Origin of the sequence: Arthrobacter sp. NPDC058192 (genome assembly GCF_042883665.1) — a bacterium.
Taxonomy (GTDB): Bacteria; Actinomycetota; Actinomycetes; order Actinomycetales; family Micrococcaceae; genus Arthrobacter.
The window spans coordinates 151201-173817 of record NZ_JBHVVJ010000009.1 but is presented as its reverse complement, the minus strand read 5'-3'; the positions used below and the strand labels follow the sequence as shown (position 1 = coordinate 173817).

26 protein-coding genes are annotated in these 22617 nt (G+C 68.1%); 21 read left to right on the top strand and 5 right to left on the bottom strand.

Features of this window, described 5'->3' with window-relative positions; all coding sequences use genetic code 11:
* Positions 1 to 67 precede the first annotated feature (67 nt).
* From ACFVVK_RS11260 to ACFVVK_RS11205, 12 genes are read left to right on the top strand one after another with little or no spacing between them, the layout of a single operon-like run.
* A complete protein-coding gene (locus ACFVVK_RS11260) occupies positions 68 to 409 on the top strand; it encodes a flagellar basal body rod protein FlgB (protein WP_390266500.1) in 342 nt (113 codons plus the stop codon).
* Positions 409 to 801: a flagellar basal body rod protein FlgC gene (locus ACFVVK_RS11255; protein ID WP_390266499.1), complete on the top strand. Its 393-nt coding sequence runs from the start codon at positions 409 to 411 to the stop codon at positions 799 to 801. The genes ACFVVK_RS11260 and ACFVVK_RS11255 overlap by 1 nt, the downstream gene beginning before the upstream one ends.
* Positions 801 to 1112, top strand: coding sequence for a flagellar hook-basal body complex protein FliE (gene fliE, locus ACFVVK_RS11250; RefSeq protein WP_390266498.1), 312 nt, complete (start codon positions 801 to 803; stop codon positions 1110 to 1112). The genes ACFVVK_RS11255 and fliE overlap by 1 nt, the downstream gene beginning before the upstream one ends.
* Positions 1112 to 2725, top strand: a complete 1614-nt coding sequence (gene fliF / locus ACFVVK_RS11245) for a flagellar basal-body MS-ring/collar protein FliF (protein WP_390266497.1) — start codon at positions 1112 to 1114, stop codon at positions 2723 to 2725. Before fliE ends, fliF begins: the two co-directional genes overlap by 1 nt.
* Complete coding sequence (gene fliG, locus ACFVVK_RS11240) at positions 2722 to 3738, top strand: flagellar motor switch protein FliG (protein WP_390266496.1); 1017 nt, start codon at positions 2722 to 2724, stop codon at positions 3736 to 3738. The genes fliF and fliG overlap by 4 nt, the downstream gene beginning before the upstream one ends.
* Positions 3728 to 4375: a FliH/SctL family protein gene (locus ACFVVK_RS11235; RefSeq protein ID WP_390266495.1), complete on the top strand. Its 648-nt coding sequence runs from the start codon at positions 3728 to 3730 to the stop codon at positions 4373 to 4375. Before fliG ends, ACFVVK_RS11235 begins: the two co-directional genes overlap by 11 nt.
* A complete protein-coding gene (locus tag ACFVVK_RS11230) occupies positions 4372 to 5700 on the top strand; it encodes a FliI/YscN family ATPase (protein ID WP_390266494.1) in 1329 nt (442 codons plus the stop codon). The genes ACFVVK_RS11235 and ACFVVK_RS11230 overlap by 4 nt, the downstream gene beginning before the upstream one ends.
* The gene (locus ACFVVK_RS11225) at positions 5697 to 6131 is read left to right on the top strand and encodes a flagellar FliJ family protein (protein WP_390266493.1); all 435 of its coding nucleotides are present in this window, start codon (positions 5697 to 5699) and stop codon (positions 6129 to 6131) included. The genes ACFVVK_RS11230 and ACFVVK_RS11225 overlap by 4 nt, the downstream gene beginning before the upstream one ends.
* Positions 6128 to 6853, top strand: a complete 726-nt coding sequence (locus ACFVVK_RS11220; RefSeq protein WP_390266492.1) for a C40 family peptidase — start codon at positions 6128 to 6130, stop codon at positions 6851 to 6853. Before ACFVVK_RS11225 ends, ACFVVK_RS11220 begins: the two co-directional genes overlap by 4 nt.
* Positions 6850 to 8697 carry a flagellar hook-length control protein FliK gene (locus ACFVVK_RS11215; protein ID WP_390266491.1) on the top strand — a complete coding sequence of 616 codons (1848 nt, stop codon included), beginning with the start codon at positions 6850 to 6852 and terminating at the stop codon, positions 8695 to 8697. Before ACFVVK_RS11220 ends, ACFVVK_RS11215 begins: the two co-directional genes overlap by 4 nt.
* Positions 8698 to 8715: 18 nt before the next feature.
* The gene (locus ACFVVK_RS11210) at positions 8716 to 9150 is read left to right on the top strand and encodes a flagellar hook assembly protein FlgD (protein WP_390266490.1); all 435 of its coding nucleotides are present in this window, start codon (positions 8716 to 8718) and stop codon (positions 9148 to 9150) included.
* Between the two features lie 30 nt (positions 9151 to 9180).
* Positions 9181 to 10353, top strand: a complete 1173-nt coding sequence (locus ACFVVK_RS11205) for a flagellar hook protein FlgE (RefSeq protein ID WP_390266489.1) — start codon at positions 9181 to 9183, stop codon at positions 10351 to 10353.
* A 61-nt stretch (positions 10354 to 10414) separates the two neighbouring features.
* On the opposite strand, the gene ACFVVK_RS11200 is transcribed toward ACFVVK_RS11205, so the two are convergent.
* The gene (locus ACFVVK_RS11200; RefSeq protein WP_390266488.1) at positions 10415 to 11515 is read right to left on the bottom strand and encodes a hypothetical protein; all 1101 of its coding nucleotides are present in this window, start codon (positions 11513 to 11515) and stop codon (positions 10415 to 10417) included.
* A gap of 114 nt (positions 11516 to 11629) precedes the next feature.
* Here ACFVVK_RS11200 and ACFVVK_RS11195 point away from each other — a divergent pair, with 114 nt between their 5' ends.
* The 3 genes from ACFVVK_RS11195 (at position 11630) to ACFVVK_RS11185 (ending at position 14321) form a co-directional block, all read left to right on the top strand.
* Positions 11630 to 11992, top strand: coding sequence for an ArsR/SmtB family transcription factor (locus ACFVVK_RS11195; protein WP_390266487.1), 363 nt, complete (start codon positions 11630 to 11632; stop codon positions 11990 to 11992).
* The gene (locus ACFVVK_RS11190; RefSeq protein WP_390266486.1) at positions 11989 to 13101 is read left to right on the top strand and encodes a cation diffusion facilitator family transporter; all 1113 of its coding nucleotides are present in this window, start codon (positions 11989 to 11991) and stop codon (positions 13099 to 13101) included. The genes ACFVVK_RS11195 and ACFVVK_RS11190 overlap by 4 nt, the downstream gene beginning before the upstream one ends.
* A 98-nt stretch (positions 13102 to 13199) precedes the next feature.
* Positions 13200 to 14321 carry an MFS transporter gene (locus tag ACFVVK_RS11185; protein WP_390266485.1) on the top strand — a complete coding sequence of 374 codons (1122 nt, stop codon included), beginning with the start codon at positions 13200 to 13202 and terminating at the stop codon, positions 14319 to 14321.
* Here the strand turns inward: ACFVVK_RS11185 and ACFVVK_RS11180 are convergent.
* The 4 genes from ACFVVK_RS11180 to ACFVVK_RS11165 form a co-directional block, all read right to left on the bottom strand.
* A complete protein-coding gene (locus ACFVVK_RS11180) occupies positions 14318 to 15502 on the bottom strand; it encodes an MFS transporter (protein ID WP_390266484.1) in 1185 nt (394 codons plus the stop codon). The two genes, ACFVVK_RS11185 and ACFVVK_RS11180, sit on opposite strands and share 4 nt — an antisense overlap.
* Entirely contained in the window at positions 15499 to 16164 is a 666-nt protein-coding gene (locus ACFVVK_RS11175; RefSeq protein ID WP_390266483.1) for a GntR family transcriptional regulator, read from the bottom strand. The genes ACFVVK_RS11180 and ACFVVK_RS11175 overlap by 4 nt, the downstream gene beginning before the upstream one ends.
* Positions 16165 to 16235: 71 nt before the next feature.
* On the bottom strand, positions 16236 to 16910 hold the full coding sequence (locus ACFVVK_RS11170; RefSeq protein ID WP_390266482.1) for a DNA alkylation repair protein: 675 nt from the start codon (positions 16908 to 16910) through the stop codon (positions 16236 to 16238).
* Between the two features lie 67 nt (positions 16911 to 16977).
* The gene (locus ACFVVK_RS11165; protein WP_390266481.1) at positions 16978 to 18144 is read right to left on the bottom strand and encodes a cytochrome P450; all 1167 of its coding nucleotides are present in this window, start codon (positions 18142 to 18144) and stop codon (positions 16978 to 16980) included.
* A 234-nt stretch (positions 18145 to 18378) separates the two neighbouring features.
* Here ACFVVK_RS11165 and ACFVVK_RS11160 point away from each other — a divergent pair, with 234 nt between their 5' ends.
* From ACFVVK_RS11160 to fliO, 6 genes are all read left to right on the top strand, one after another.
* On the top strand, positions 18379 to 18684 hold the full coding sequence (locus ACFVVK_RS11160; protein WP_390266480.1) for a flagellar FlbD family protein: 306 nt from the start codon (positions 18379 to 18381) through the stop codon (positions 18682 to 18684).
* 2 nt (positions 18685 to 18686) lie between these two features.
* Positions 18687 to 19505 (top strand): motility protein A, encoded by an 819-nt coding sequence (locus ACFVVK_RS11155; protein WP_390266479.1) that lies wholly within the window; start codon positions 18687 to 18689, stop codon positions 19503 to 19505.
* Entirely contained in the window at positions 19502 to 20326 is an 825-nt protein-coding gene (locus tag ACFVVK_RS11150; RefSeq protein ID WP_390266478.1) for a flagellar motor protein MotB, read from the top strand. Before ACFVVK_RS11155 ends, ACFVVK_RS11150 begins: the two co-directional genes overlap by 4 nt.
* Positions 20327 to 20413: 87 nt before the next feature.
* Positions 20414 to 21310 carry a flagellar motor switch protein FliM gene (locus ACFVVK_RS11145; RefSeq protein WP_390266477.1) on the top strand — a complete coding sequence of 299 codons (897 nt, stop codon included), beginning with the start codon at positions 20414 to 20416 and terminating at the stop codon, positions 21308 to 21310.
* Entirely contained in the window at positions 21307 to 22029 is a 723-nt protein-coding gene (fliN, locus tag ACFVVK_RS11140; protein WP_390266476.1) for a flagellar motor switch protein FliN, read from the top strand. The genes ACFVVK_RS11145 and fliN overlap by 4 nt, the downstream gene beginning before the upstream one ends.
* Entirely contained in the window at positions 22030 to 22578 is a 549-nt protein-coding gene (gene fliO / locus ACFVVK_RS11135) for a flagellar biosynthetic protein FliO (RefSeq protein WP_390266475.1), read from the top strand.
* Positions 22579 to 22617 lie beyond the last annotated feature (39 nt).

Genomic DNA, 22617 nt, shown 5'->3' with positions numbered 1-22617 from the left:
GTAGAGCACGGATCGCTCGTTTACCGGCCACGGATCGGCCACCCCCACCTTTCCCAGGCAGGACTCTGTGCTCGAATCCGTGACTTCCGCCGCCCTGGCCAGTGCCATGGACGGGCTGGCATTGCGCCAGCGCACCATCGCGAACAACCTCGCGAACGTCAACACGCCGAACTACCACGCAAAGCGTGTCAGCTTCGAAGATGCCCTCGCGGCGTCCGTGCAGTCCGGCGACGGCAACGTCCAGGCAACCACGGCCGAGTCCCTGGAACCCACCCAGCTGAACGGCAACAACGTCAACCTGGACACCGAAACCCTGTCCAACATCGACACCGTGCTGCGCTTCCAGTTCGCCGCCCGTGCCGCGGGCAACGAATTCGCCGCCGTTCGCTCCGCACTGAGGACCAGCTGATGACTTTCGACATGATCGGCATCGCCGGCTCCGCCCTGACCGTCCACCGCAAATGGCTCGATGCCGTCTCGGACAACCTGGCCAACATGAATAACGCCTCCGCCACCAGCGGCCCGGCCTTCCAAGCACGCTACGTCGAGGCCACCGAAGGCTCGGAAGGCACCGGCGTGTACGTCAAGGGCACCGCACTCGGCAGCGCGACGGGCAGGATCGTGTACCAGCCGGACCACCCGTTGGCCGACGCGAACGGCAACGTGAAGTACCCGGACATTGACATGGCCGAACAAATGGGCGCACTCATCATCGCCCAGCGCGGCTACCAGGCCAATGCGCAGGTAGTGGACCGCGCCCGCGAAACCTACATGGCCGCCCTTGAGATCGGACGCTCCTAATGACTGTCGCCCCCATCGCCCCCGTTCAGGGTGTCCTGCCGACAAACTATGTAGCAGGCGCGGGCGCGGCCCCCGCCGCCGGCACGGACGGCTCCGCCTTCGCCACGTCCCTCACCGGTGCGGTGGATAACCTTCAGCAGCTGCAGTCGACGTCGAACCAGCTGGCTGTTTCCGCTGTCACCGGCAACTTGGATGACATCCACAACGCCACGCTCGCCGCGACCCGCGCACAGGTCACGCTTGAGCTCATGGCCACCGTGCGCAACAAAGGTGTTGACGCGTTCAACGAGATCATGAGGATGCAGGCCTGATGCCTCCGCAGCTAACCGCTTTCTTCCAGCGCCTCGGGGCGGGTCTGAAGGGCTTCACCGCCGGCCAGCGCACCCTGGCCGTGCTCGGCGCTGCCCTGCTGGTGGTCGGCATCGTGGCACTGTCCGCCTGGCTCACCCGCCCGGTAATGACCCCGCTGTTCTCCGGCCTGCAAAGCGCCGATGCGAGCGGGATCGTGGACCAGCTCAAGAAGGACAACGTTCCGTACGAGCTCAGCGACGGCGGCTCCACCATCTTGGTCCCGCAGGACAAGGTCTACGATGAGCGCCTCAAGGCGGCGGCCGCCGGTCTGCCGACCGCCGCTGCCACCGGGTACTCCCTGCTTGACAAGATGGGTGTGACGTCCTCGGAGTTCCAGCAGTCCGTCACGTACAAGCGTGCCCTCGAAGGGGAGCTGGCCAGCACGATCGACGCGATGGACGGAGTCAAGACCGCGGCCGTCCGCCTCGCCATCCCCGAGAAGACAGTGTTTGTGTCCAAAGCCCCGGACACCACGGCCTCGGTGTTTGTCCAGACCGACCCCGGCGCCACGCTCTCCAGCGACAAGGTGCAGGCGATCGTCCACCTGACCTCGGCCGCCATCGAAAACCTCAAACCGGCCAACGTCTCCGTGGTCGACTCGCAGGGCAACGTGCTCTCCACCGTCGGCGGCGGGACTTCCGGAACGGCCAGCAAGCAGGCCAGCGACTACCAGAACCGCACCTCCGACGCCGTCCGGGCTGTACTGGACCGCGTGGTGGGCCCGGGCAACTCCACTGTCGCCGTCGCAGCCGACGTGACGGGTGAATCCGCCCAGCAGAAGAGCGAAACGTTTTCCAACACCAACGGTGCCCTGCCGCTGAGCGAGTCATCCAAGACGGAAAAATACACCGGCTCCGGGGGAGGGGCCGCGGGCGTCCTCGGCCCGGACAACATCGCTGTTCCCGGTGGCACCACCAGCGGCAACGGCAACTTCGACTCCACGACCGCAACCAAGAACAACGCCGTCAATAAGGTCACGGAGGATCGGACCATCCCGGCGGGGGCCATCAAGCGGCAGACAATCTCCGTGGCCGTCAGCCAGGCCGCCGCCAGCGGCCTGAACCTCGTGTCGCTGAAGAACCTTGTCACCTCGGCCGCCGGGGTTGACACCGCACGCGGCGACGTTGTCACCGTTGAGGTGGTGCCGTTCAGCACGGCCGCCGCGGACGCCGCAGCCAAAGCACTGGCAGACGCCCAGGCCAACGCCGAAGCCGAAAAGCAGGCAGCGTTCTTCGGAACCCTCATCACCGCGGGCAGCATCCTGCTCGGCCTGCTCATCCTGGCCCTGGTGCTCATCGTCATCCTGCGGCGCCGCCAGAAGCGCGAGCCCGTGGACCTGGGCGAACGCCTGGACCTGGAGATCATGCCGGTGGTCCCGCCCGTTACGGCCCTTCCGCCGGCTCCGGCGACGTCGGCAATCCCGATCACCGCACTGCCTCCGCTCCCGGGACCGACGCTCGAGCAGATGGAGGTCGAGCGCCGCCGGCAGGAGATCGACAGCATGGTCGCCGCCAACCCGGAACGGGCGGCCGATTACCTGCGCACCCTCATGGATGACAGGCAGCCGGCATGAAACCAGGAGATGCAGTCCTCACCGGCACCCAGCGCGCCGCCGTCGTCTTGATGCAGATGAGCTCCGAGAACGCGGCCAGGGTCATGGCGCAGCTCACCGACACCGAGGCGGAGGAAATCGCGGGCGAGATCGTCAAGCTCCGGAAAGTGGACCCGGACATCGCCGAGGAGATCATGAAGGATTTCCACCAGGCCGCGCAAACCAGTCAGCGCCAGGCCCGTGGCGGCCGCGAACTTGCGGAAGGCCTGCTGGAGGCGTCCTTCGGCTCCGAAAAGGCCGCTGGCCTGATCAACCGCCTGACGGTGAACATGGCCGGGAAGTCCTTTGAGTTCCTCGAAGACATCGAACCGGTGCAGATCCTGGCCCTGATCGACGGCGAACTGCCGCAGACCATCGCCCTGGTCCTGGCCCACCTGAGCCCGCGCAAGGCGTCGGCCGTGATGGCCGGCCTGCCCGGCTCACTGCGGGCCGACGTCGCCCTCAGCATCGCCACCATGGGCTCGGGCGCACCCGAAGCGATCGGGATCGTCGCGGACACCCTCAAACTCCGCGGCGGCGCTGCGGTATCCCAGCAGGCCTCGAAGGTGGTGGGCGGCATCCAGCCGCTTCTTGAGATCATCAACCGGACCGACGCCGGCACGGAACGGTCCGTGCTCGACGGCCTGGACCTGCTTGATCCCGACCTTGCCGTGGAGATCCGGGCCCAGATGGTGACGTTCGACGACATCGTGAAACTGGAACGCCGCGACGTCCAGCTGGTGCTCCGCGGCCTCGACGCGTCTGTCCTGTCGGTGGCCATGAAGGGTGCTTCCGAACCGGTCCTGGAAACCATCACCACCAACGTCTCAGGGCGCAACCTGGAAATCCTTGAGTCCGAGATCGCAGCCCTGGGCCCGCTGCGGGCCTCCCAGATCGAAGAGGCGCGTGCCGCCGTCGTCCGGTCCATCCGCGAGCTCGAGGCCGAAGGCCAGATCACCATCCAGCGCGGGGACGAAGAAGACTATGTCTACTGACAGCGCCGCCCCCGGCGCCCCGGCGCGCATCGTCTTCCCCTCACTGCGGGCGAACGGCCCGGCCACCGAGCAGGCCGGGTACACCGAGGGGCACGCCGCAGGCTACGCTGCCGGAGTGCGCGCCGCTGCGAAGGAACAGCGCCGCTGGCGGGACCGGATGGCCGCGGAGCAGGCCGCCTCCCTGGCCGCCGGGAAGCAGGACCTGGACCGCGCCGTGCGCGCCCTCGCCGTCGCCCGGACCGACTTTGCGCACCGCAACGTGCAGGCTCTGCAGGACGCCGAAGAAGTCCTGGCCCGCACGGCGCTGGAACTGGCCGAGGCCATCCTCGGCTACGAACTGGCCGAAGGAACGCGTACCGCGCGCGCCGCGCTGGCCCGCGCGCTCTCCGGAAGCGACGCCGCCACAGTGCTGGCGATCCGGCTGCACCCGGCGGACATCGACGTCCTCACCCGGGAAGGGCAGGAACTGCCAGCAGGCCTGCCGCTCATCGCGGACCCTTCGCTGGGCCGCGGCGACGCTAAGGTCGAATACCAGCAGGGCTGGTTCGACGCCGGGCTCCGCACCGCCCTGGAGCGGGCCCGAACCGCCCTCCTGGGTGAGGCCGGCCTGGGCGACGCCAGCGGGGACTCGGCATGATCCCCGCGTGGCGCCCCAAAGGTGCCGACTACGCCGCAGCGCTGGCCGCGGCCGCCCCGCAAAGGGTCGGCGTCGTCACCTCGGTCATCGGGCTGGGCCTTGAAGTGTCAGGGCTGGACTGCGCCCTCGGCGACCTCGTCACGGTGGGGGAGAACCCGGGCCTCGACGCAGAAGTCGTGGCCGCCCTCGATAATTCCGTGCGCTGCATGCCGCTGGGCCGGCTTGCCGGTGTGGCAGCCGGCGACCCGGTCCGCGCCAAGGGCGGTGCGGTCCTGGTTCCCACCGGGCGGGGCTTGTTCGGCCGGGTCCTGGACGGCCTGGGACGCCCGATTGACGGCAAGGGCCCGCTGCTGAGCGGACCCCGCGTGCCGATCGACAATGAGGCACCGAACGCCATGAAACGTGCCCGCATCGACACCCCGCTGCAGACCGGCGTGCGCGTCCTGGACACCATGACCACCCTCGGCAAGGGCCAGCGCATGGGCCTGTTTGCCGGCTCCGGGGTCGGCAAGTCCTCCTTGCTCTCGATGATTGCCCGCGGCACCGACGCCGAGGTCTCCGTCATTGCCCTCGTCGGCGAACGCGGCCGCGAAGTCCGGGAGTTCCTGGAGGACGACCTCGGCCCCGCTGGCCTGGCGCGGTCTGTCGTGGTGGTTGCCACCTCCGACGAACCCGCCCTCATGCGGATGCGCGCGGCGTTCACCGCCACCCGGATCGCCGAGTCCTTCCGCGACCAGGGCCAGAACGTTGTCCTCATGATGGACTCCCTCACCCGTGTGGCCATGGCCCAGCGCGAGATCGGCCTCTCCGCCGGCGAGCCCCCGGCCACCCGCGGCTACCCCCCGTCGACCTTCTCCATCCTCGCCCGCCTGCTGGAACGCGCCGGCACGGCCGAAACCGGCTCCGTCACGGGCATTTACACCGTGCTGGTGGACGGCGACGACCACAACGAACCCATCGCCGACGCTGCCCGTTCCATCCTTGACGGCCATGTGGTCCTGGACCGCAAGCTTGCCGTCACCGGGCACTTCCCCTCCGTGGACGTGCTGGGGTCCGTGTCCCGAGTGGCCAGCAAGGTCAACGCGCGGCCGCACCTCGACGCCGCGGCCACACTCCGCCGGGTCCTCGCGGCCCGCAAGGCGGCGCAGGACCTGATCGACGTCGGCGCGTACCAGGCCGGAACCAACCCCTTGGTGGACGCCGCGCTGAACCACGAGCAGGACGTCAGCGATTTCCTGCAACAGCCGATGGAAGAGTCCACCGCCCATCCCGAGTCCTGGCAGCGGCTCGGGCACCTTACTTCGATCCTGGGAGCAGCAGCATGAACCGCGAATTCTCTCTGGCAGGCCTCCTGCGCCTTCGCCAGCTCCAGCAGGACCAGGCAGCCACCGGCCTGGCCCGCGCCCGCTCGCGCTCCAGCTCGGTACGGGTCCGCGAAGCAGCCGCGCGCCGCGAACTGGCCGACTCGGACGGGCCTATCTCCAGTTCGGCTTCCCTCCGCGCCGTTGCCGCCACCCGGTCCTCCTCCCACAGCATGCTCGCGGACCTGCAAAACCTCACCCGCCTGGCCGAAGCCGACGAAGCGACCGCCCGCGCCGAGTTCATCGCCGCCCGCACCCGTTCCGTGGGCCTGGAGAAACTGCAGGCCCGCCACACCGCCGAGGTCAACGGCGCGGACCTGCGCGCCGAACAGTCGGCCCTGGATGAGATCGCCTCGACGCTGTGGCACCGCGACGACCAGCAGGTGAAGCCATGAGCATGACCGAGGCGATCGGCCGGATGCAGGGCATTCAAGCCATGATCGCCGAACTGAGCCGGCCCGCGGCCGCGGAATCGAGCGCCGCCTCGCAAAAGGCCGCCGCCGCGTCCGCGCTCGCGACAGCCTCGGGCACTGACTCCGGTTCCTTCACCCAGGCACTCGCCGCGGCGTTGGGCGGCACAGGCACGGATGCCTCCGCCGCCACGGACAGCCTCGGGTTGGGCAGCACGCTCGGTATCGGAAGCACGACGGCGGCCGGGACCGGCGCGCCCACCGGCGCCACGGCGCTCAGCGGGGCCGCGGCGCTCAGCGGGGCCGCCGCAGCTGTCCGTACCGGCGGCGCCGCGACCGGAAACGATGTGGTGGCCGTGGCCAAGAAGTACATCGGCGTTCCCTACGTCTGGGGCGGCACCAATCCGGCCACCGGCATGGACTGCTCCGGCTTCACGCAGCGGGTGTTCAAGGACCTCGGGATCCAGCTTCCCCGCGTCGTGAGCGACCAGATGCGCCAGGGCACCCCCGTGGCCTCCTTGGCGGAGGCGAAGCCCGGCGACCTCCTGGTGAGCTTCGGCGGCAACCACATCTCCATCTACCTGGGGAACGGCAAGGCAATCGACGCTCCCGTGCCCGGCAAGACCATTCAGATCCGCGATGCCTGGGAGCAGCAGTCCAACCTGACGTCCATCCGGCGCATCGTTCCTGCCGGGACAGCGTCATGAGGGCCGCAGCGCCGGCGGACGGTGCGGCGACGCTGGCCGCCGCGGCACCGGCTCGGGCAGCCCTGCAGGGCTCGGGCGCCCGGCCGGGCAACACCAGTCCGGAAACGGCATCCTTCGACTCGGTCCTGAGCGATCTCCAGGGAGCGGGCAATGCGACGGACGTGAACGCCACCGCCGTCGACCCCGCAGCCGAGCCCGCAGCCGAGCCTGCCTTCGGCCGTTCCGCCGACGCCTCCGCTAACCCGGCTGCCGGCACGGCGCCCGGGCCGGCAGCGGCGCCCGACACCGCGGTGGCCCCGGCGGTTACCGGAACCGCGCCGCTGGCACTGTCCGGCGGCGCTGCTGGAGTCCGCAGCCTCAAGGCAACTGCACCGGTCGGCGGCAGCCCCGCCGACACGCCGCCGGGGACCGACGCCAACACCGCGGCCTTGGCGGGCCTGCTGCAGTACGTTCCCGCCGGGCAGCCAGGACGGCCGGCACCTCGCGCGGTCCCGGCGCCGGACGGCCACGATCCTGCCGGTGCCGCCGTGACAGGTGCTGCGGCCACCGCTCCGGGCGTGCCCGACGCACGCTTTCAGTTGCCGGCCACCGCTGGCCCTGCGGGCCCCGCGATGGCAGCTTCTGCAACGGAGGCTTCCTTGCCGGCTGCCCGGGTGACCGCGGCCCCGGCGGCCGCAACCCGACCGACCGCCGGGCCCTCGACTGCCAACACAACGCCCGCCAACTCAACCACCGCCAACCCAACGTCCGCCATGGCCGCGCCGGGTGTCGCAGCGGCTACAACGCAGTCTCCGGCCGGGACCGGGGTGGCTGGTTCCACAGCCGTTCCGGCCCCTGGGGCCCCCGCGGCTGCATCGGCCGGCCCGGCGGTCGGTGCGTTGCCTCCGGCGACAGCAATACCGCTGTCCGGGCCGCTCGCCGCCCACGCCACGGTCCCGCCCGCCCGGGAGACAGCCGTCGCTGCCCCGGCTGGTGCATCTGAGCAGCATGCGACCCTGCCGTTTGCCGGTCCTGACACCGGACCGGACAGGAGCGCCCCGGCGTCCGGTCCCGGCACGGTGGCCGGCGGTTTGCCGTCCACAGCGTCGGCCACGACCGGCACACCCGCCGGCGCCGCTCAGGCACGTCCGGACTCCATTCCGGACCCCGCGTCCGCCGCTGCCGCCCCGCCCGCGGCGGCGCCGGCCGATGCGCCAGCCGATGCGCTGGCCGCTGTGGCCCCTGCCGCAGCGGCGGCAGGGGCCGCCCAGCTGCCGGCAGCCGGCGCAGCTTCACCGCAAGCCGCAGCGCACGCCGTGCCCCAGCCCGCGGCCCACACGGCGTCACCCCTCCAGCCCCAGCTGGCCAAGCCGCTGTTTACATTGGTCGGTGCACCCCATGGCCAGCACATCATGACCCTCAAGGTCAGTCCCGAGGATCTCGGCCCGCTCACGGTCCGTGCGCACATTGACGCTGCGGGTGTCCGGATCGAGCTCTTCGCTCCCGGCGACATCGGGCGTGAGGCGGTCCGGGGGATCCTGCCCGAACTCCGCAAGGAACTCAGCGACGCCGGATTCGGCGCCAGCCTCCACCTGTCCGATCACAGCGGCCCCGGCGGCACAGGCCAGAATGGGGCCGGCCAGAACGGTCCGGGACAGGACCGTGCGGGAGCCGGCGGCCAGAATGGCACTGGCCGCGAGCCCGCCGGAAACGGCTCCGGCAGCAACGGCTCCGGACCGGACTCCCGCAACGGACCGCCAGAGCGGGGACCCGGACACCGCTGGGACGCCTTGGCCGATGACCAGGCGGTCCGCACCGCCAGGATTTTGAATGGCCCCCAGACCACCCTCGACATTCTTGTCTGACACGAAGGAACGCGACTTATGACGATTCAGCCGATCGCCTCCCAGCCGGTGACGCCGGCGGGGGTAGCCGCCCAGGCCCCTGCCGCCCGGACACCCGCGCAGACCATGGACGCCAATGTGTTCATGTCCCTGCTCGTGACGCAGCTCAAGAACCAGAACCCGAGCGCGCCCATGGACACCAACCAGATGATGAGCCAGACCCTTCAGCTCTCCATGATGGAGAAAATGACTGAGCTGACCACCAACAGCAAGGAAGGGTTCTCCCTCCAGATGCGCACGGCGGCGGCCCAGCTGATCGGCCAGTCGGTCGGCTACACCCTCGCGGACGGCACCACCGGCAGCGGTGTCGCCAGTTCCGTCACTTATGCGGGCTCCGTCCCGGCCGTCACGATCGGCGGCCTCTCCGTTCCCCTCGACTCCATCACCGGACTTACTGCTCCGGCCGCCTCCTAACAGTTCTTCACCCGTAGAAAGGCAGTTCCCATGCTCCGCTCGCTGTACTCCGGAATCTCCGGCCTCCGCGCCCACCAGACCATGCTGGACGTCACCGGCAACAACATCGCCAACGTGAACACCGCCGGCTTCAAGGCATCTTCCACGCAGTTCCAGGACACTCTGTCCCAGCTGCAGCAGGGCGCCACCGGCCCGCAGGCCCAGTCCGGAGGCAGCAACCCTGCCCAGATCGGTCTCGGCGTCCGGATCGCCGGCGTCACCACCAACTTCAGCCAGGGGTCCTCCCAGAGCACCGGCCGCGCCACGGACATGATGATCTCCGGCGACGGATTCTTCGTGACCAGCAAGGGCGGCCAGCAGCTCTTCACCCGCGCCGGCTCCTTCAGCCCCGACGCGGCCAACCAGCTGGTGAGCCCCGACGGCGGCATCCTGCAGGGCTGGCCCGCCAACAACGGCCAGGTCACCGCCGGCGGTCCGGTCGGCGACATCACGCTGAACCCCAACACCATGATTGCCGCCGCCACCAAAAAGGTGACGCTGGACGGCAATCTGCCGGCTGAAGGCGCCACCGTGGACCGTCTCGTCAAGGTCTACGACGCCACCGGCGCCGAGCGGAACCTTGCCCTGAAATTCACCGGCTCGGGCAACTCATGGACGGTCAACGCCACCGACGACAACGGCTCCACGAATTCGGCAGTTCTCACCTTCAACAACGGCCAGCTTACGGGCCCGGGCTCGATGACGGTCGGCACGGGAGCCGCGCAGATCACTGTTGACCTCTCCAAGGTGTCGTCCTACGCCAAGATGGACTCCCTGGCCGTCAGCGGACAGGACGGCGCCCCGGTCGGCAAGCTGGAGTCCTACACGCTGGGCAGCGACGGATCGCTGGTCGGCTCTTTCAGCAACGGCCTCAAGCAGGTCCTGGCCAAGATCGCCCTCGCCAAGTTCACCAACCCGGCTGGCCTCGAGAAAGCCGGGGGATCCTCCTACGTCGCCACCGGCAATTCCGGCGGTGTGCAGCTCGGTGCTGCAGGCGACCCCGGCATCGGCACCCTGACCGGCGGAAACCTGGAGATGTCCAACGTGGATCTGTCCCAGGAATTCACCAACCTGATCGTCGCCCAGCGCGGCTTCCAGGCCAACGCGCGCATCATCACCACCTCGGACGAGGTCCTGCAGGAACTGACCCAGCTCAAGCGGTAAAGCCCCGGAAAAGGGAAGCCTGTCAGCGGAACGGCTGACAGGCTTCCCTTTTGGGGTTGGTTCAGCGTGCCGGGCGGGTGAAGGCGATCCGTTCGAAGGACAGCACGCCCGACGTCCCTGCCTTGTTCTCGGTGACCTTCAGCCAGTCCTTGGCGTTGTCGGATCCGTCGACCGTGACGCGTGTCAGGTTCTTTGCAGCGTCGTGCTGCGCGTAGAAGTCCAGCCACGGGGACCCGGCTGCCAGCGGGTGGTCCTGGTTGTAGACGTGGCTGTCGCCGTTGATCAGGTACACCGGACCGCCGAAGGCGTTCGATTCGTGGATCAGGGTCTGGACCAGTGGTTTGAAGGCGCCAAAGTTCTCCTGCGTGGGGGTAGCTGTGGGGTCGAACATGTCGGCCTGGGTCAGAACGACGACGGCGCGGTCCTGGTTCTCGCGGGCTTTCCGGAACGTTTCGGTCAGCTCCCGGATGTCGGCGGCGGTGCGCTCGCGCACCTCCGCCAGCTGCTCCGCCGTCGGCCCAGTATTGCCCAGTCCCGACCAGGGCAACGTGGAGTTGTTGCTGCCGGTGATATTCACGGCCGTGACGGCGATGCCGTGCCTGCTGAAGTTCACATTTTCCGGGAAACCCTCACGGCCCTGGGAGCTGACCCTCATCGGCGTGCCCAGCGTCGTTCCGGGGTTGGGGAAGAAGGTCTGCCTGACTTGGTCCAGCCGCTCGAGGGGATTGTAGGCGCCGTTGTTGGTGCGGTGGCAGTCGGTCCATTCATTGTCCCCGGGGGTGTAGACCAAGGGCAGGGTGAAGGTGTCAAAGTTCTTCCGGATGGCGGCGAAGTACTCGTCGGTGCACTGCGAGGAGCCGTTCTTGATGTCCCCGAGGTGGGCCACGAAAGAGAGTTCCCTGTGGGCGTTGATGTCCTGGATGTAGGACGGAAACGCCTGGATCTCTGCGTCGCCGTAGGGAACGTCGCCGATGACGGCAAAGCTGAATACGCCCTTGGCAGTGCCGGTGTTCCCGGATTTGCCGTGTGTGGACGCGCCGCTTTGGCCCTGGCCGGCCGCGTTGTCCACGGCCAGTGCTGGCGATGCCAGCCAGGACCCTGCCAGCAGCGCCAGGCCGACACCGGCCAGTGCGCTGCGTCTGATTGGTTTAGTTGCTCGCATGACTTCTCCTTGAGTCCGTCCATCGGGTTCCCGGGAGAGGCTATGCGGCGGAAACGAACCGCAGCCGTCCTGAAAATGAACACTCCGCAGCCTGTCACGTGCGACTATATGCATATGAACGCAGATAAGAAGATTTGCAGGCTTGCTGTGGACAGCCAGTTCGTCGAACTCGCCGTGGAGGTGTTCGCGATGCTGGCTGATGCCACGAGGGTGCGCATCATCCTGGCTTTGCGGGAGGGGGAGATGGCTGTCGGAGCCTTGGCCTATGTGGTGGGCAAATCGCCGGCTGCGGTGTCCCAGCATCTTGCCAAGATGCGGCTGGCACGTATGGTCTCCACCCGCCAGGACGGAACGAGGGTGCTGTACCGGCTCGAGAACGAGCACGCCCGCCAGCTCGTCGCGGATGCCATTTTCCAGGCCGAACACGCCCTTGGCGGGGATCCCGCCCACCACCGCATGGACGGGGGAGTCTCTTGAGCGATCCGGTGCAGGTGACAGCCGGCGAAACCGCCGATCACCACCACGACGACCACGACCATCAGCGCCACGGTCATGGCCACAGCCACGATCACGGCCATCCGCACCATGATCATGATCATGACCACGCCCACAGCCACTCACACGGCCACGAACATCACAAGGGTTTGAAGGGTTGGCTCTTCGAACTGTTTGTCCCACACAGCCATGACGCGGCCGACTCTGTCGACGACGCCCTCGAGGCGAGCGCCGAGGGCATCCGCGCGCTGAAGATCAGTCTCTTCATGCTGCTGGGAACGACCGTCCTGCAGTTTTTGGTGGTCCTGGTTAGCGGTTCCGTCGCCCTGCTGGCCGACACGATCCACAACTTCTCCGACGCCCTGACCGCCGTTCCGCTGTGGATCGCGTTCATCCTGGGACGCCGCCCTGCAACCCGCCGCTACACTTTTGGCTTCGGCAGGGCCGAGGACCTGGCAGGACTGTTCATCATCGCCGTCGTCGCCCTGTCCGCTGTACTCGCTGCCTGGCAGTCGGTGGACCGGCTGCTCCACCCGCAAACCCTGCAGAATCTGTGGTGGGTCATGGGGGCGGGGCTGATTGGCTTCGCCGGAAACGAGGCGGTGGCAATCTACCGCATCAGGGTCGGGCGCCGGATTGGCTCCGCAGCGCTGGTGGCCGACGGTGTGCACGCGCGGATGGACGGCTTCACGTCGCTGGCTGTGGTCCTTGGTGCTGCCGGGGTGCTGCTCGGATTCCCCCTGGCCGATCCGATCGTCGGCCTGCTCATTTCCGCTGCCATCCTTGTGCTGCTCTGGGGAACGGTCCGCAGCATTGGGCGCCGACTCATGGACGGAATTGAACCCGAACTGGTCGACCGGGCCTCTCAAACGCTGGAGGACATCCCGGGTGTCTTAGGTGTGGTTCGCCTCCAGCTGCGGTGGGCCGGGCACCGCCTGCAGGGCGCGGCAACGGTGGTCGTCGGCGACACCAGCCTCGTCCTGGCCGAACAGACCCTCGCCGAGGCCGAACGCCAGCTCCGGCACGCCCTGCCGAAACTTGACGACATGATCCTCACCCCAGCAGCAGGGGCTCCGGCGGCAAAAGCATGACCGGAGCAAATGACGCAACAGAAGCCGCCCCCGGGAGGGCCCCGCGGGGGAGGGCCCCACGGGGGACGGGCCGGGCAACCCCCGGAACTCTGGCGCCCTTGTATGCGGCCGGATTCACCACAGCGTTCGGCGCCCACAGCATCGCCGCCGCCCTCGGCGCGGAGACCGGGAATATCGGGCTCGGGCTACTCGCCTTCGGAGTCATTCTGGCCCTCTATGACGTCGCCGAGGTCATTCTTAAACCGGTGTTCGGGTCCCTGAGTGACCGGATTGGATCCAAGCCGGTCGTTGTCGGCGGACTGGTTGCGTTTGCAATCGCCTCGGCCTTCGGAATCTTTGCGACGACGCCGGTGGTCCTCGGCCTTGTCAGGCTCGGCCAGGGTGCCGCGGCGTCGGCGTTCTCCCCGGCGTCCTCTGCCGCCGTCGCACGTCTTGCAGGACCCGCGGCGGCTGGACGCTATTTCGGAAAGTACGGCTCCTGGAAGGGCCTGGGATATGTGCTTGGGCCGCTGCTTGGCGCCGGCTTGATCGGGGCCGGGGGTTTCCCGGCGCTCTTCGCGTCCCTGACCGCGGTCTCGCTCGCGACCGCCCTGTGGACGCTGTTGGCCATGCCCCATTTGCCGGTCCTCACGCGTCCGCGCTACACGGCCATGGACCTGGTTCGCCAGACCACTGAACGCGGATTCCTTATCCCGACCACGGCTCTGGCCGCTGCTACCGGCGCCTTGGGCGTCGCCGTCGGGTTCCTGCCCCTGCTCGGCGCGAACCTCCACCTGCCGCTCATCGGGAGCATGGCTGTCGTCGCGGTACTGGCATTGTCGTCCACGCTCACCCAGCCGGTGGTGGGCCGGCTGCGCGACCAGGGTCGAGTATCAGACCGCGCGGGGATGGCAGCCGGGCTGTTCCTGATCGCGGCAGCGATCGCCGCCCTGGCCCTCCTGCCGCTGCCCGCGACACTGTATCTGGCCGCCGTCGTCCTCGGGATGGGAATCGGCCTTGCCACGCCGCTGGGCTTCGCGCATTTGGCAGGCACCACGCCGCCGGAACGGATGGGACGGACGATGGGAACGGCCGAGCTCGGACGCGAAATCGGCGACGCCGGCGGCCCGCTGATCGTTGGAGGCATCGCCACCGCCCTCAGCCTCGCCGCCGGGCTTTGGACCCTGGCCCTCCTGGTGGCATGCTGCGCGGCGCTGTGTCTGGTTGTGCTGCGCCGCTAGGTCCGCTCGTCGTCGAGCCGGACGCTGCGGACAAGGGGCAGTGTTCCGCCGACGACGGCGGCCGAAGCCAGGAACACCCCGCCCGCGCCCAGCCCTGCAGCCACGGCGCCAACGGCGCTGGGAAGAACCACCTGGCCCACCCTGTTGCCGGCAAGCCGCAAGGCCAAGGCACGTCCGCGCTGCCCGTCCGGGGCCCGGGAGGACAGCCAGGACATTGTCAGGGGCTGGCCGATGCCCAGGCCCAGCCCGAGCGCGGCCATGACCACAAACAGCAGCCAGACCGGCATGGGTATCGCGGCCACCGCGAGGGCGACCGTGGATAACACCAAGCTAAGTACCATCAGCCGGGTGCGCCCCAGCAGCCGGGAGACCCGTCCCAGGCCCAGCCGCGAGACCATGGAGAAACAAGCCCGCACGGTGAGCAGAAGACCCACGGTGGCGGCGGTGAGCCCGCGCTCCGTACCGAGCGCTGGAAGGTAGACCACCGTCAGGTCAACGACGGCCAGTACGGCGGCGCTTGTGGCCAAGGCCTGAAGCACCCCTGGCGTCCTCAGCAGCGACAGTGTGCCACCGGGGCTGCCGCCCGCCTTGGCCGTGCGCCTCCTGGCGCTGACCTTTGCCGAAACACCGAACGTGGTCGCGAAGAGTGCCAGGCTCATGCAGGCGGAGAGCAGGAAAATCGCCTGGGTATCGGGGCGGATAGACGCGCCCCCGACCAGTGAGATCGCGAGCGGCCCGAGCGCCTGTCCCAGGGACGCGGCGAAAGTCAGATAACCGAACGCCGAGTCCATCCGTGACGACGCGGCGTTGTTGGCAACGACGGCCTGCTGCCCCACCACACACGCCAGCTGGCCGGCCCCCAGCAGTGCGGTGCCCACGACCAGTGCGGGGATCGACGTTCCCCAGAACAGCAGAAACACTGAAGAGGAGAGCGTGACGGCGGCGCCGATCGCCATGAGTCGACGCTCGCCCAGGCGGTCCACCAGGCCGCCGGTCGGAACGGCAAGAAGCAGCGGAAAAACCGCGTAGCTTGCAGCGAGGAGCCCGAGGGCGAAGTCCGGGACTTCGAGCTCCAGCGCCCGGTACGTGGCGGCGGGACGGACCAGGAAGGTCACCGCCTGGATCAGTGCGGAATGGATCAGAAGCGCGGTGGCCGACCTGCGGCCGAGTTGTTCGATCATGGGATGACAAGGCTGCTTCCCGAGATGGCCCGCAGTGCTTCATCCCGTGCGCCGATCACATGGTCGAACGCCACCTTGGCTGCTTTCTCCGGGTTGCCGCCCGCTATGGCGTCCAGCAGAATGCGATGCTCCGCCAGCGCCACGTCGCGCCGCTCCTGCGCGTTGTTGGTGAAGTGCCGGTAACGCTCCATCTGGCTGGAGATCTGGTCGTGAAAGCGCTGGGCCCAGGAATTGCCGGCGAGGCCGGCGATCGCGGCGTGCAAGGCCATGCCCTGTTTCATGGCTTCATCGGCGAACTGCACCATGGCAGCGTTGCGCTCTACGATTCCGGCCAAGCTTTCGATGTCCGCCGTGGTCGCCTTGGCGCAGGCCTCGCGCGCCATCAGGGATTCGATCGCAGCACGGACGTCGTAGAGCTCGGAGACGGCCTTTTCATCCAGGGCGGGCACGAGTACCCCGCCCGTTGGCTGTTGCTCGAGCAGGCTTTCCGAAATCAGCCGGCGGATGGCCTCCCGCAACGGGGTGCGGCTGACCTGGAGAGCGGCGGCCATGGCTGGCTCGAAAATGCGCTCGCCGGGTTTGAGTTCCAAGCTCAGGATGCGCCGCTTCAGCTCGGCGTAGACATAGTGGGCCCCGGTGTTCCGGGCAGGTGAATCTGGCATCGTGTGACCTCCGCCGCTAAATATACTTGTATACAACTATACAAGCAGGGGCGCATGCGGCGAGTACGGCGTCAGGAAGCCGGTTTTTGCCGGCTCACCATTTCGTTGATCCAGGCCGGCGCGAACGGGGAGGTGCAGTTCGGCGGGGTCGGGTAGTCCTTGAGCACCTCGAGGCGCTCGCCGATGTCGAGCGCCCGGCCGCGGTGCTCCGCGTGTTCGATCCCGATCTGCGCCAGGGTGTGGTTCATCGCCCACTGCAGGCGGTCCGGGGCGTCCTTCATCTCAGCCTCGATCGTGTCCAGCAACCCGGGCAGATCGAGTCCCTGGGGCCGCTTCGCGACCCGTTCGGTGGTCAGCGCCCAGCCGGCACTCGCGACAGTCGGGTCCGGGTCCGCGGTCCAGGCCACGCGCAGCTGTTCGGCGTGCGGGCTCTTCTTGACCACGTAGTTCACCAGCCAGTCGTGCACCTTGGGGGCGCGCGCCTGGCGCAGCATGGCGTCCAGCTCGCCGGACTCGAAGGACTTCGGCCGGCAAATCAGCAGCGCCAGCAGCCGGGCCGCGGTGTCGTCCGTGGCCCACAGCCCGCGGGCGAGGTCCTGCTGGGTCTTCAGCCGCTTCGCGACGGCGCGCAACTTTGACAGGTTCACGCCGTGGTCATCGCCGCGCCTCTCGTTGGCTTCCCGCATCTTCGGTTCGTCGAGCTCCGCCAGTTCGGCCATCACCGCATCGACCGTCGTCTCCGACATCCCTGCCTCCCGTCATTCGCCTGTGGGACGTAGTGTACGGCCCCGGGCGCACGCGGGGGTGCCGGCCTTAGGAGGGCTGCCAGCGCACGGGCAGTTCTCTGAGGCCGTAGACGATCGTGCTGTCCATCCGCTCCAGCTGCGCGTCCGGTGCCACGGCCAGCCCCGGCAGCCGCGAAACCACGGCCTCCAGCGCAATCCTGGCCTCGAGCCGCGCCAGGGGCGCCCCGAGACAGAAATGGATGCCCTGCCCGAAGGCGAGGTGCCGGTTCGGTGAGCGTTCGACGTCGAACGTGTCCGGGTCCGGGAAGTGCTCAGCGTCGCGATTGGCCGATCCGATCCATGCGACAAGCGGCGCATCCGCCGGGATCCGCCGGTCTCGCAGAGTCGTATCCACGGCGGCGATCCGGTACATGGACTGGACGGGGGAGCGGTAGCGCAGGACCTCCTCGATGGCGCTCGGCAGCAGCTCGGGCTCGGCGGCCAGTCGCGCCAGCGTGCCCGGTGCGTCGGTGAAGCACAGCACAGCATTGCCGATCAGGTTGGTGGTGGTCTCGTTGCCCGCAACCAGCAACAGCGCGCAGAAGCCCAGCAGTTCGGCAACACTCAGCTTCTGGCCGTCAATCTCGGCCGCGAGCAGCAGGCTGATCAGATCCTCGCCCGGCCGGCGCCGGCGCTGCTCGATCATGCCCAGAAAATACTCCGCCATCTCCTGGTGGGCGCTGCCGTGACCGGTCTGATCGGCGTCCGGGCGGGTGTAGGCGACGATGGCGTCGGACCATTGCTTGAAGCGGTCCCGGTCCTCGGCCGGGATGCCCATCAGCTCCGCAATGACAATGACCGGCAGCGGGTAGGCCAGGTCTTCGATCAAGTCCATGCTGCCCGTGCCGACCAGAGGGTCCAGGAGTTCATCAGTAATGGCCGAAATGCGCGGAGCGAGCGCTTCCACCGAGCGGGGCGTGAACGCCTGGGTCACGAGGGACCGCAGCTGGCGGTGCCGGGGCGGGTCCGTGTTGACCAGGCTGGCGGCGAAGAGCTGTCCTGTCTCCGAAGGATTGTTTCCGCCCATGCGGGAGGAGAACGCCGCGTGCTCCGACAAAACACGCTGCACGTCGTCGTAGCGGAAAACGTGCCAGAGCCCGGACTCCTCGTCGAGGAAAACGGGTGCGGTCCGTCTCATCTCCTCGTACCGGGGAAACGGGTCCAGCGGCTGCTCAAGTACTGAGAATCGCACCATGGCGGGCCTTCCTGATCAGGCGGGCGGCCGTTGCGTCCTGGCGAGGGTTTGGCCGGGCGGCGGGGCGGGCCGCAGGGCCCCGTCAGGTCCCACCATAGACCCGCCCGCGCGCCGTCGTCGTCCCCTTTTTCCAGGCCCAGATTTCCGGCGCCTGCCCCGGTTCCTAACGAAGAGGCCGGAGGTGCCGACAGTACGGAGCAGAACACTCTTCCCCTCACAGAGCAGAATCGGCCCATGATCGTCGTCACACGTCTCAACGGAACGCGCTTCGCGGTCAATCCGGACCTTATCGAACGCATCCACGAGAGCCCGGACACGCACTTGGTGACGCTCGACGGCGCCGCTTACGTGGTGCTGGAAAGCCTCGCGGAAGTGGTTGAACTCATCGCCGACTACCGGGCATACATCCTGAGCAAGGCCCGCGACTTTCCGGCCGTCACCGGTTACCCGCTGAGCCTGGTCCGGACGGATGACCCGGACGACGACCCCAACGACACCGACGGCGCCGGCCCCGCGGCGCCCGCACAACCCAGAAAGTAACGATGGATCCCGCAACAGTCATCGGACTGCTCCTCGCCTTTGGCTCCGTTATCGCCATGGTGACCATGGAAGGCGGCAGCGTCGCCGCGCTCCTGCTGCCGGCGCCCATGATCCTGGTCTTCGGTGCCACACTCGCCGTCGGGATCGCAGGCAACACCCTCAAAGACGTCATTCAGGCTTTCAAAGCCCTCCCCAAGATGTTCCAAGGCAAGACCTCGAAGCCTCAGGAAAGCATCGACCAGGTGGTCCGGTTCGCGGAAAAGGCGCGCAGCGAGGGCCTGCTGTCCCTGGAGGAGGAAGCGGCCAGTGTCAAAGATCCCTTCCTGACACGCGCCCTGCAAAACATTGCCGACGGCACCGACGCCGAAGAGCTCCGGATGCTGATGGAGGACGAGATCGACTCCAAGGCCCGCAGCGACCACTCCAACTCCAAATTCTTCGCGAGCCTCGGCGGTTATGCCCCAACCGTCGGCATCATCGGCACCGTCGTCTCTCTGACCCACGTCTTGGAAAACCTCTCCACACCCGACGAACTGGGGCCAATGATTGCCTCGGCGTTCGTCGCCACACTCTGGGGCCTGTTGTCCGCCAACTTCCTTTGGCTTCCGTTCAGCGGCCGTCTTGCCAGGCTGTCCGAGCTCGACATTGAACGAATGACGCTCCTGATGGAAGGCATGCTGGCGGTCCAGGCCGGGGCCCAGCCCCTGCTGCTCGCCGAAAGGCTGCGCTCCATGGTTCCTGAACACCAGCTCAAGGCCTCCGGCGGGGGCAAGTTGGCCGGCGGCAAGGACAAGGCCGACGTGCTGGACCAGGCCGCGTGAGTTCCAGGCGGCGGGGGCGGAAGAAGCCGGAACAGCACCACGTCGACGAGCGCTGGATGGCCTCCTACATGGACATGGTCACCGTGCTGATGTGCATGTTCATCGTGCTGTACGCCATGTCCAGCGTGGACGCCAATAAGTTCGAAAAGCTCCGCAACTCGCTGGCCACGGGCTTCGGGGCGGTCGCCTCCCAAACCGTGGACACGGCGTCGGGCACCGTCGTCCCGCCGGAATTCGTGGACCAGAACCTCGAGGCCTTCGCGGCCGTCAAGGGCGCCGCAACCGCTTCGCCGGAAAATATGGCCGAGGCGGTCAAGGAAGTGGACCGGCTCAAGGCGCTGCAAGCAAAAATGCAGGCCGGCCTGGCGGCTGCCGGGCTGAGCGAGAACGTCGAGTTCCAGATTGACCAGCGGGGCCTGACGGTCAAGCTGGTCGGCTCACAGGCCTTTTTCGAACCGGACCGGCCCGAGCTCACGGCCCGGGCCACCCGGGTGCTGCAGATCATCTCGCCGGTCCTGAAGCCGGCCAAGATGGAGATCATGGTCGAGGGCCACGCCGCGAACGGCATCACGGCGTACCCCTCCACGTGGGAGTTGTCGTCGGCGCGCGCCGTGAACGTCCTGCGGTACATGGTGGACGACGGCGGCATCGCCCCCGGGACCATTGGCGCCGTCGCGTTCGGATCCGCCCGCCAGGTCAACGATGACTCCACGCCGGCGCTCATGGAGCGGAACCGCCGGGTGGACATCGTGGTGCTTTCGGACAAGCCCGACGTCGTCCGCGCCCTGATTCCGGAAGCCCTGAAACTGAGCCAGAAATAGGGTCTTGATTGCCTGCCGCTGACTGCTAGTCGTATTGTTCGCCGCTTATTGCTTACCCCGCGTGAGCACTTGCCGATAGTGGCAACCGTGAGTGTTCTGGATGAGCGGGAAGTGGTACGGGAGCGGACCGTCAGTGTCTATGACTTCCGCCGTCCCGCGACGCTCGCGCGCGAGCACAGCCGTGTGCTGGAGCTCGCCTTCGAAACCTTCGCACGCCAGTGGGGAACCCAGCTGACCGCCAAGGTCCGGGTCAAGTCCGTGGTGCGCCTCGAAGACGTCAGCATGCTCAGCTACGACGAATACGCCGCTTCGCTGCCGGCCGTCACGGCCATGGTCCTCTGCACCGTGGAATCCCAGGATTCGAAGCTGGTGGTGCAGTTCCCCGGCCCGGCCGCCCTCGGCTGGGTCAACCGCATGCTCGGCGCCTCGAACGATTCGCCAATGCCGGACCGGAAGTTCACCCAGATCGAGCAGGCCTTGATTAAGGGCCTCATGGACGAGGCCCTCGAAGACCTGGGCTACTCCCTGGGCCCGCTGCTCAGCGAGGCCGTCCGCGTGGACACGATCCAGTACAACTCCCAGTTCGCCCAGGCCGCCGCGCCAAGCGAACTGATGATCGTCGCTTCCTTCACCATGAGTGTCGGCGACGTCAACGCCCCCGCCACGCTGGCCGTTCCGGCCGGCCTCCTGCTGGGACGGCTCAAGAAGGTCAACCCGACCGATACCCGCGGCGACGCCGCGGCGCGCATCAGCGCCCAGTTGGAGCAGGTGCCGGTGGAACTGTCGGTGCGGCTCTCGACGTCGTTCGTCACCCCCAGCCAGGTCCTGGGCCTCGCCGTCGGTGACGTCCTGACCCTGCCGCATCTGGAAAACCGGCCCTTTGACCTCACCCTGGACGGGACCCGGCTGGCCACCGCCGCCCCGGCCCGCAACGGCTCCCGCGCGGCCGCAGTCATTGTCACAATCGAGGAGAACCAACGATGACCATCACCCTGACCAAGCACGAATTGTCGGCGGAACGGCTCGTCGAGGAACTGCCGAGCCCGGTGGCCCTGAAAGTCATGGCCCTGGTGCCCGCCCGGGCCGCGGCTGCGTACGCCCGGCAGGCCGTCACGGCCACCTTTGTCGGCGCCGTCACCGCAGACCTCGCGCTCATGCTCAGCGACCGTACCTTCCTGGATGAGGCGGCCGGCGCAGGGTCCCAGCTCGGGCACGTGTCCGTGACCGACGTGCTGCGCCCGGCCATGGAAAGCGCCAGTTCCGTCTTCGGCGCCGGAGTCCTGTCCGACCTGCGCGAATCGGATGTTTCCGGGCTCCTCTCGGATCCCGACACGGCGGTCTTTGAACTTTCCGACGGCAGCAACGCCGCGGCCTGGTTCGCTGTCCGGCTCCGCGAACACGGCAGCAGCCAGGACCGTGCCGGTGACGTGTTCGCCGGCGGGGACACCGTGGCCGGCCGGCTCGGCCGCATCAACAACATCGAAATGGCCCTGACCGTGGAGATCGGGCGCACCCGGATGTCGGTCCGCGACGTGCTCTCGCTGGAACCCGGCAAGATCATCGAACTGGACCGCTCCGCCGGAGCCCCAGCAGACGTCCTGCTCAACGGCCGCCTGATCGCGCACGGCGAAGTGGTGGTCCTGGACCAGGACTACGCAGTGCGGATCACCCGCATCCTCGACGTCGCCGAGGGGCTCAGCTGAATGGACGCACTGATCCTCGGGCTGCGGGTAGTCGTGGCCCTGGGCGCGGTGCTTGGCCTCATGTGGTTCCTGCAGCGCCGGCTGGGCAAAGGCACCGGACGGCGCCGGGCGGACCGCGCCCTGACCATCGTCAGCCGGCAGAGCCTCGGACAGAAAGCCTCCGTGGTGGTGGTTGACGCCGCCGGGCAGCGCTTCCTGCTGGGCGTCACCGAGCACGCCGTCAACGTCCTGCACACCGGGGACATCCCGCCCGAACCCGAAGAAATCCCGGTCCCCGCCGTCAACCGCAGCTTGGGGGACTTCGCCCGGATCCTCGCTGAGGCGCGCCCCGGCGGCGCCCCTGCCGATGAGACCGGGACCCCCGACGGCGACTTCCCGCCGTCGCGCCGCAGCTCGCTGCACCGGAACTCCTCCGGCAGGACCAACGCAGGCCGCGGCCCCGCCGGCCGGGGCAGCACTGCCGGCCACCCGCCGCTGCACGGGTCCATCCTGGCCGGTTCCACATGGAAGCAGGCTGCGGCCGCCCTCAGGAGCGGACGCCGCAATTGATCCGCCGTCTCTCCACTAGCGCCCTTTCCACCGGCGCCG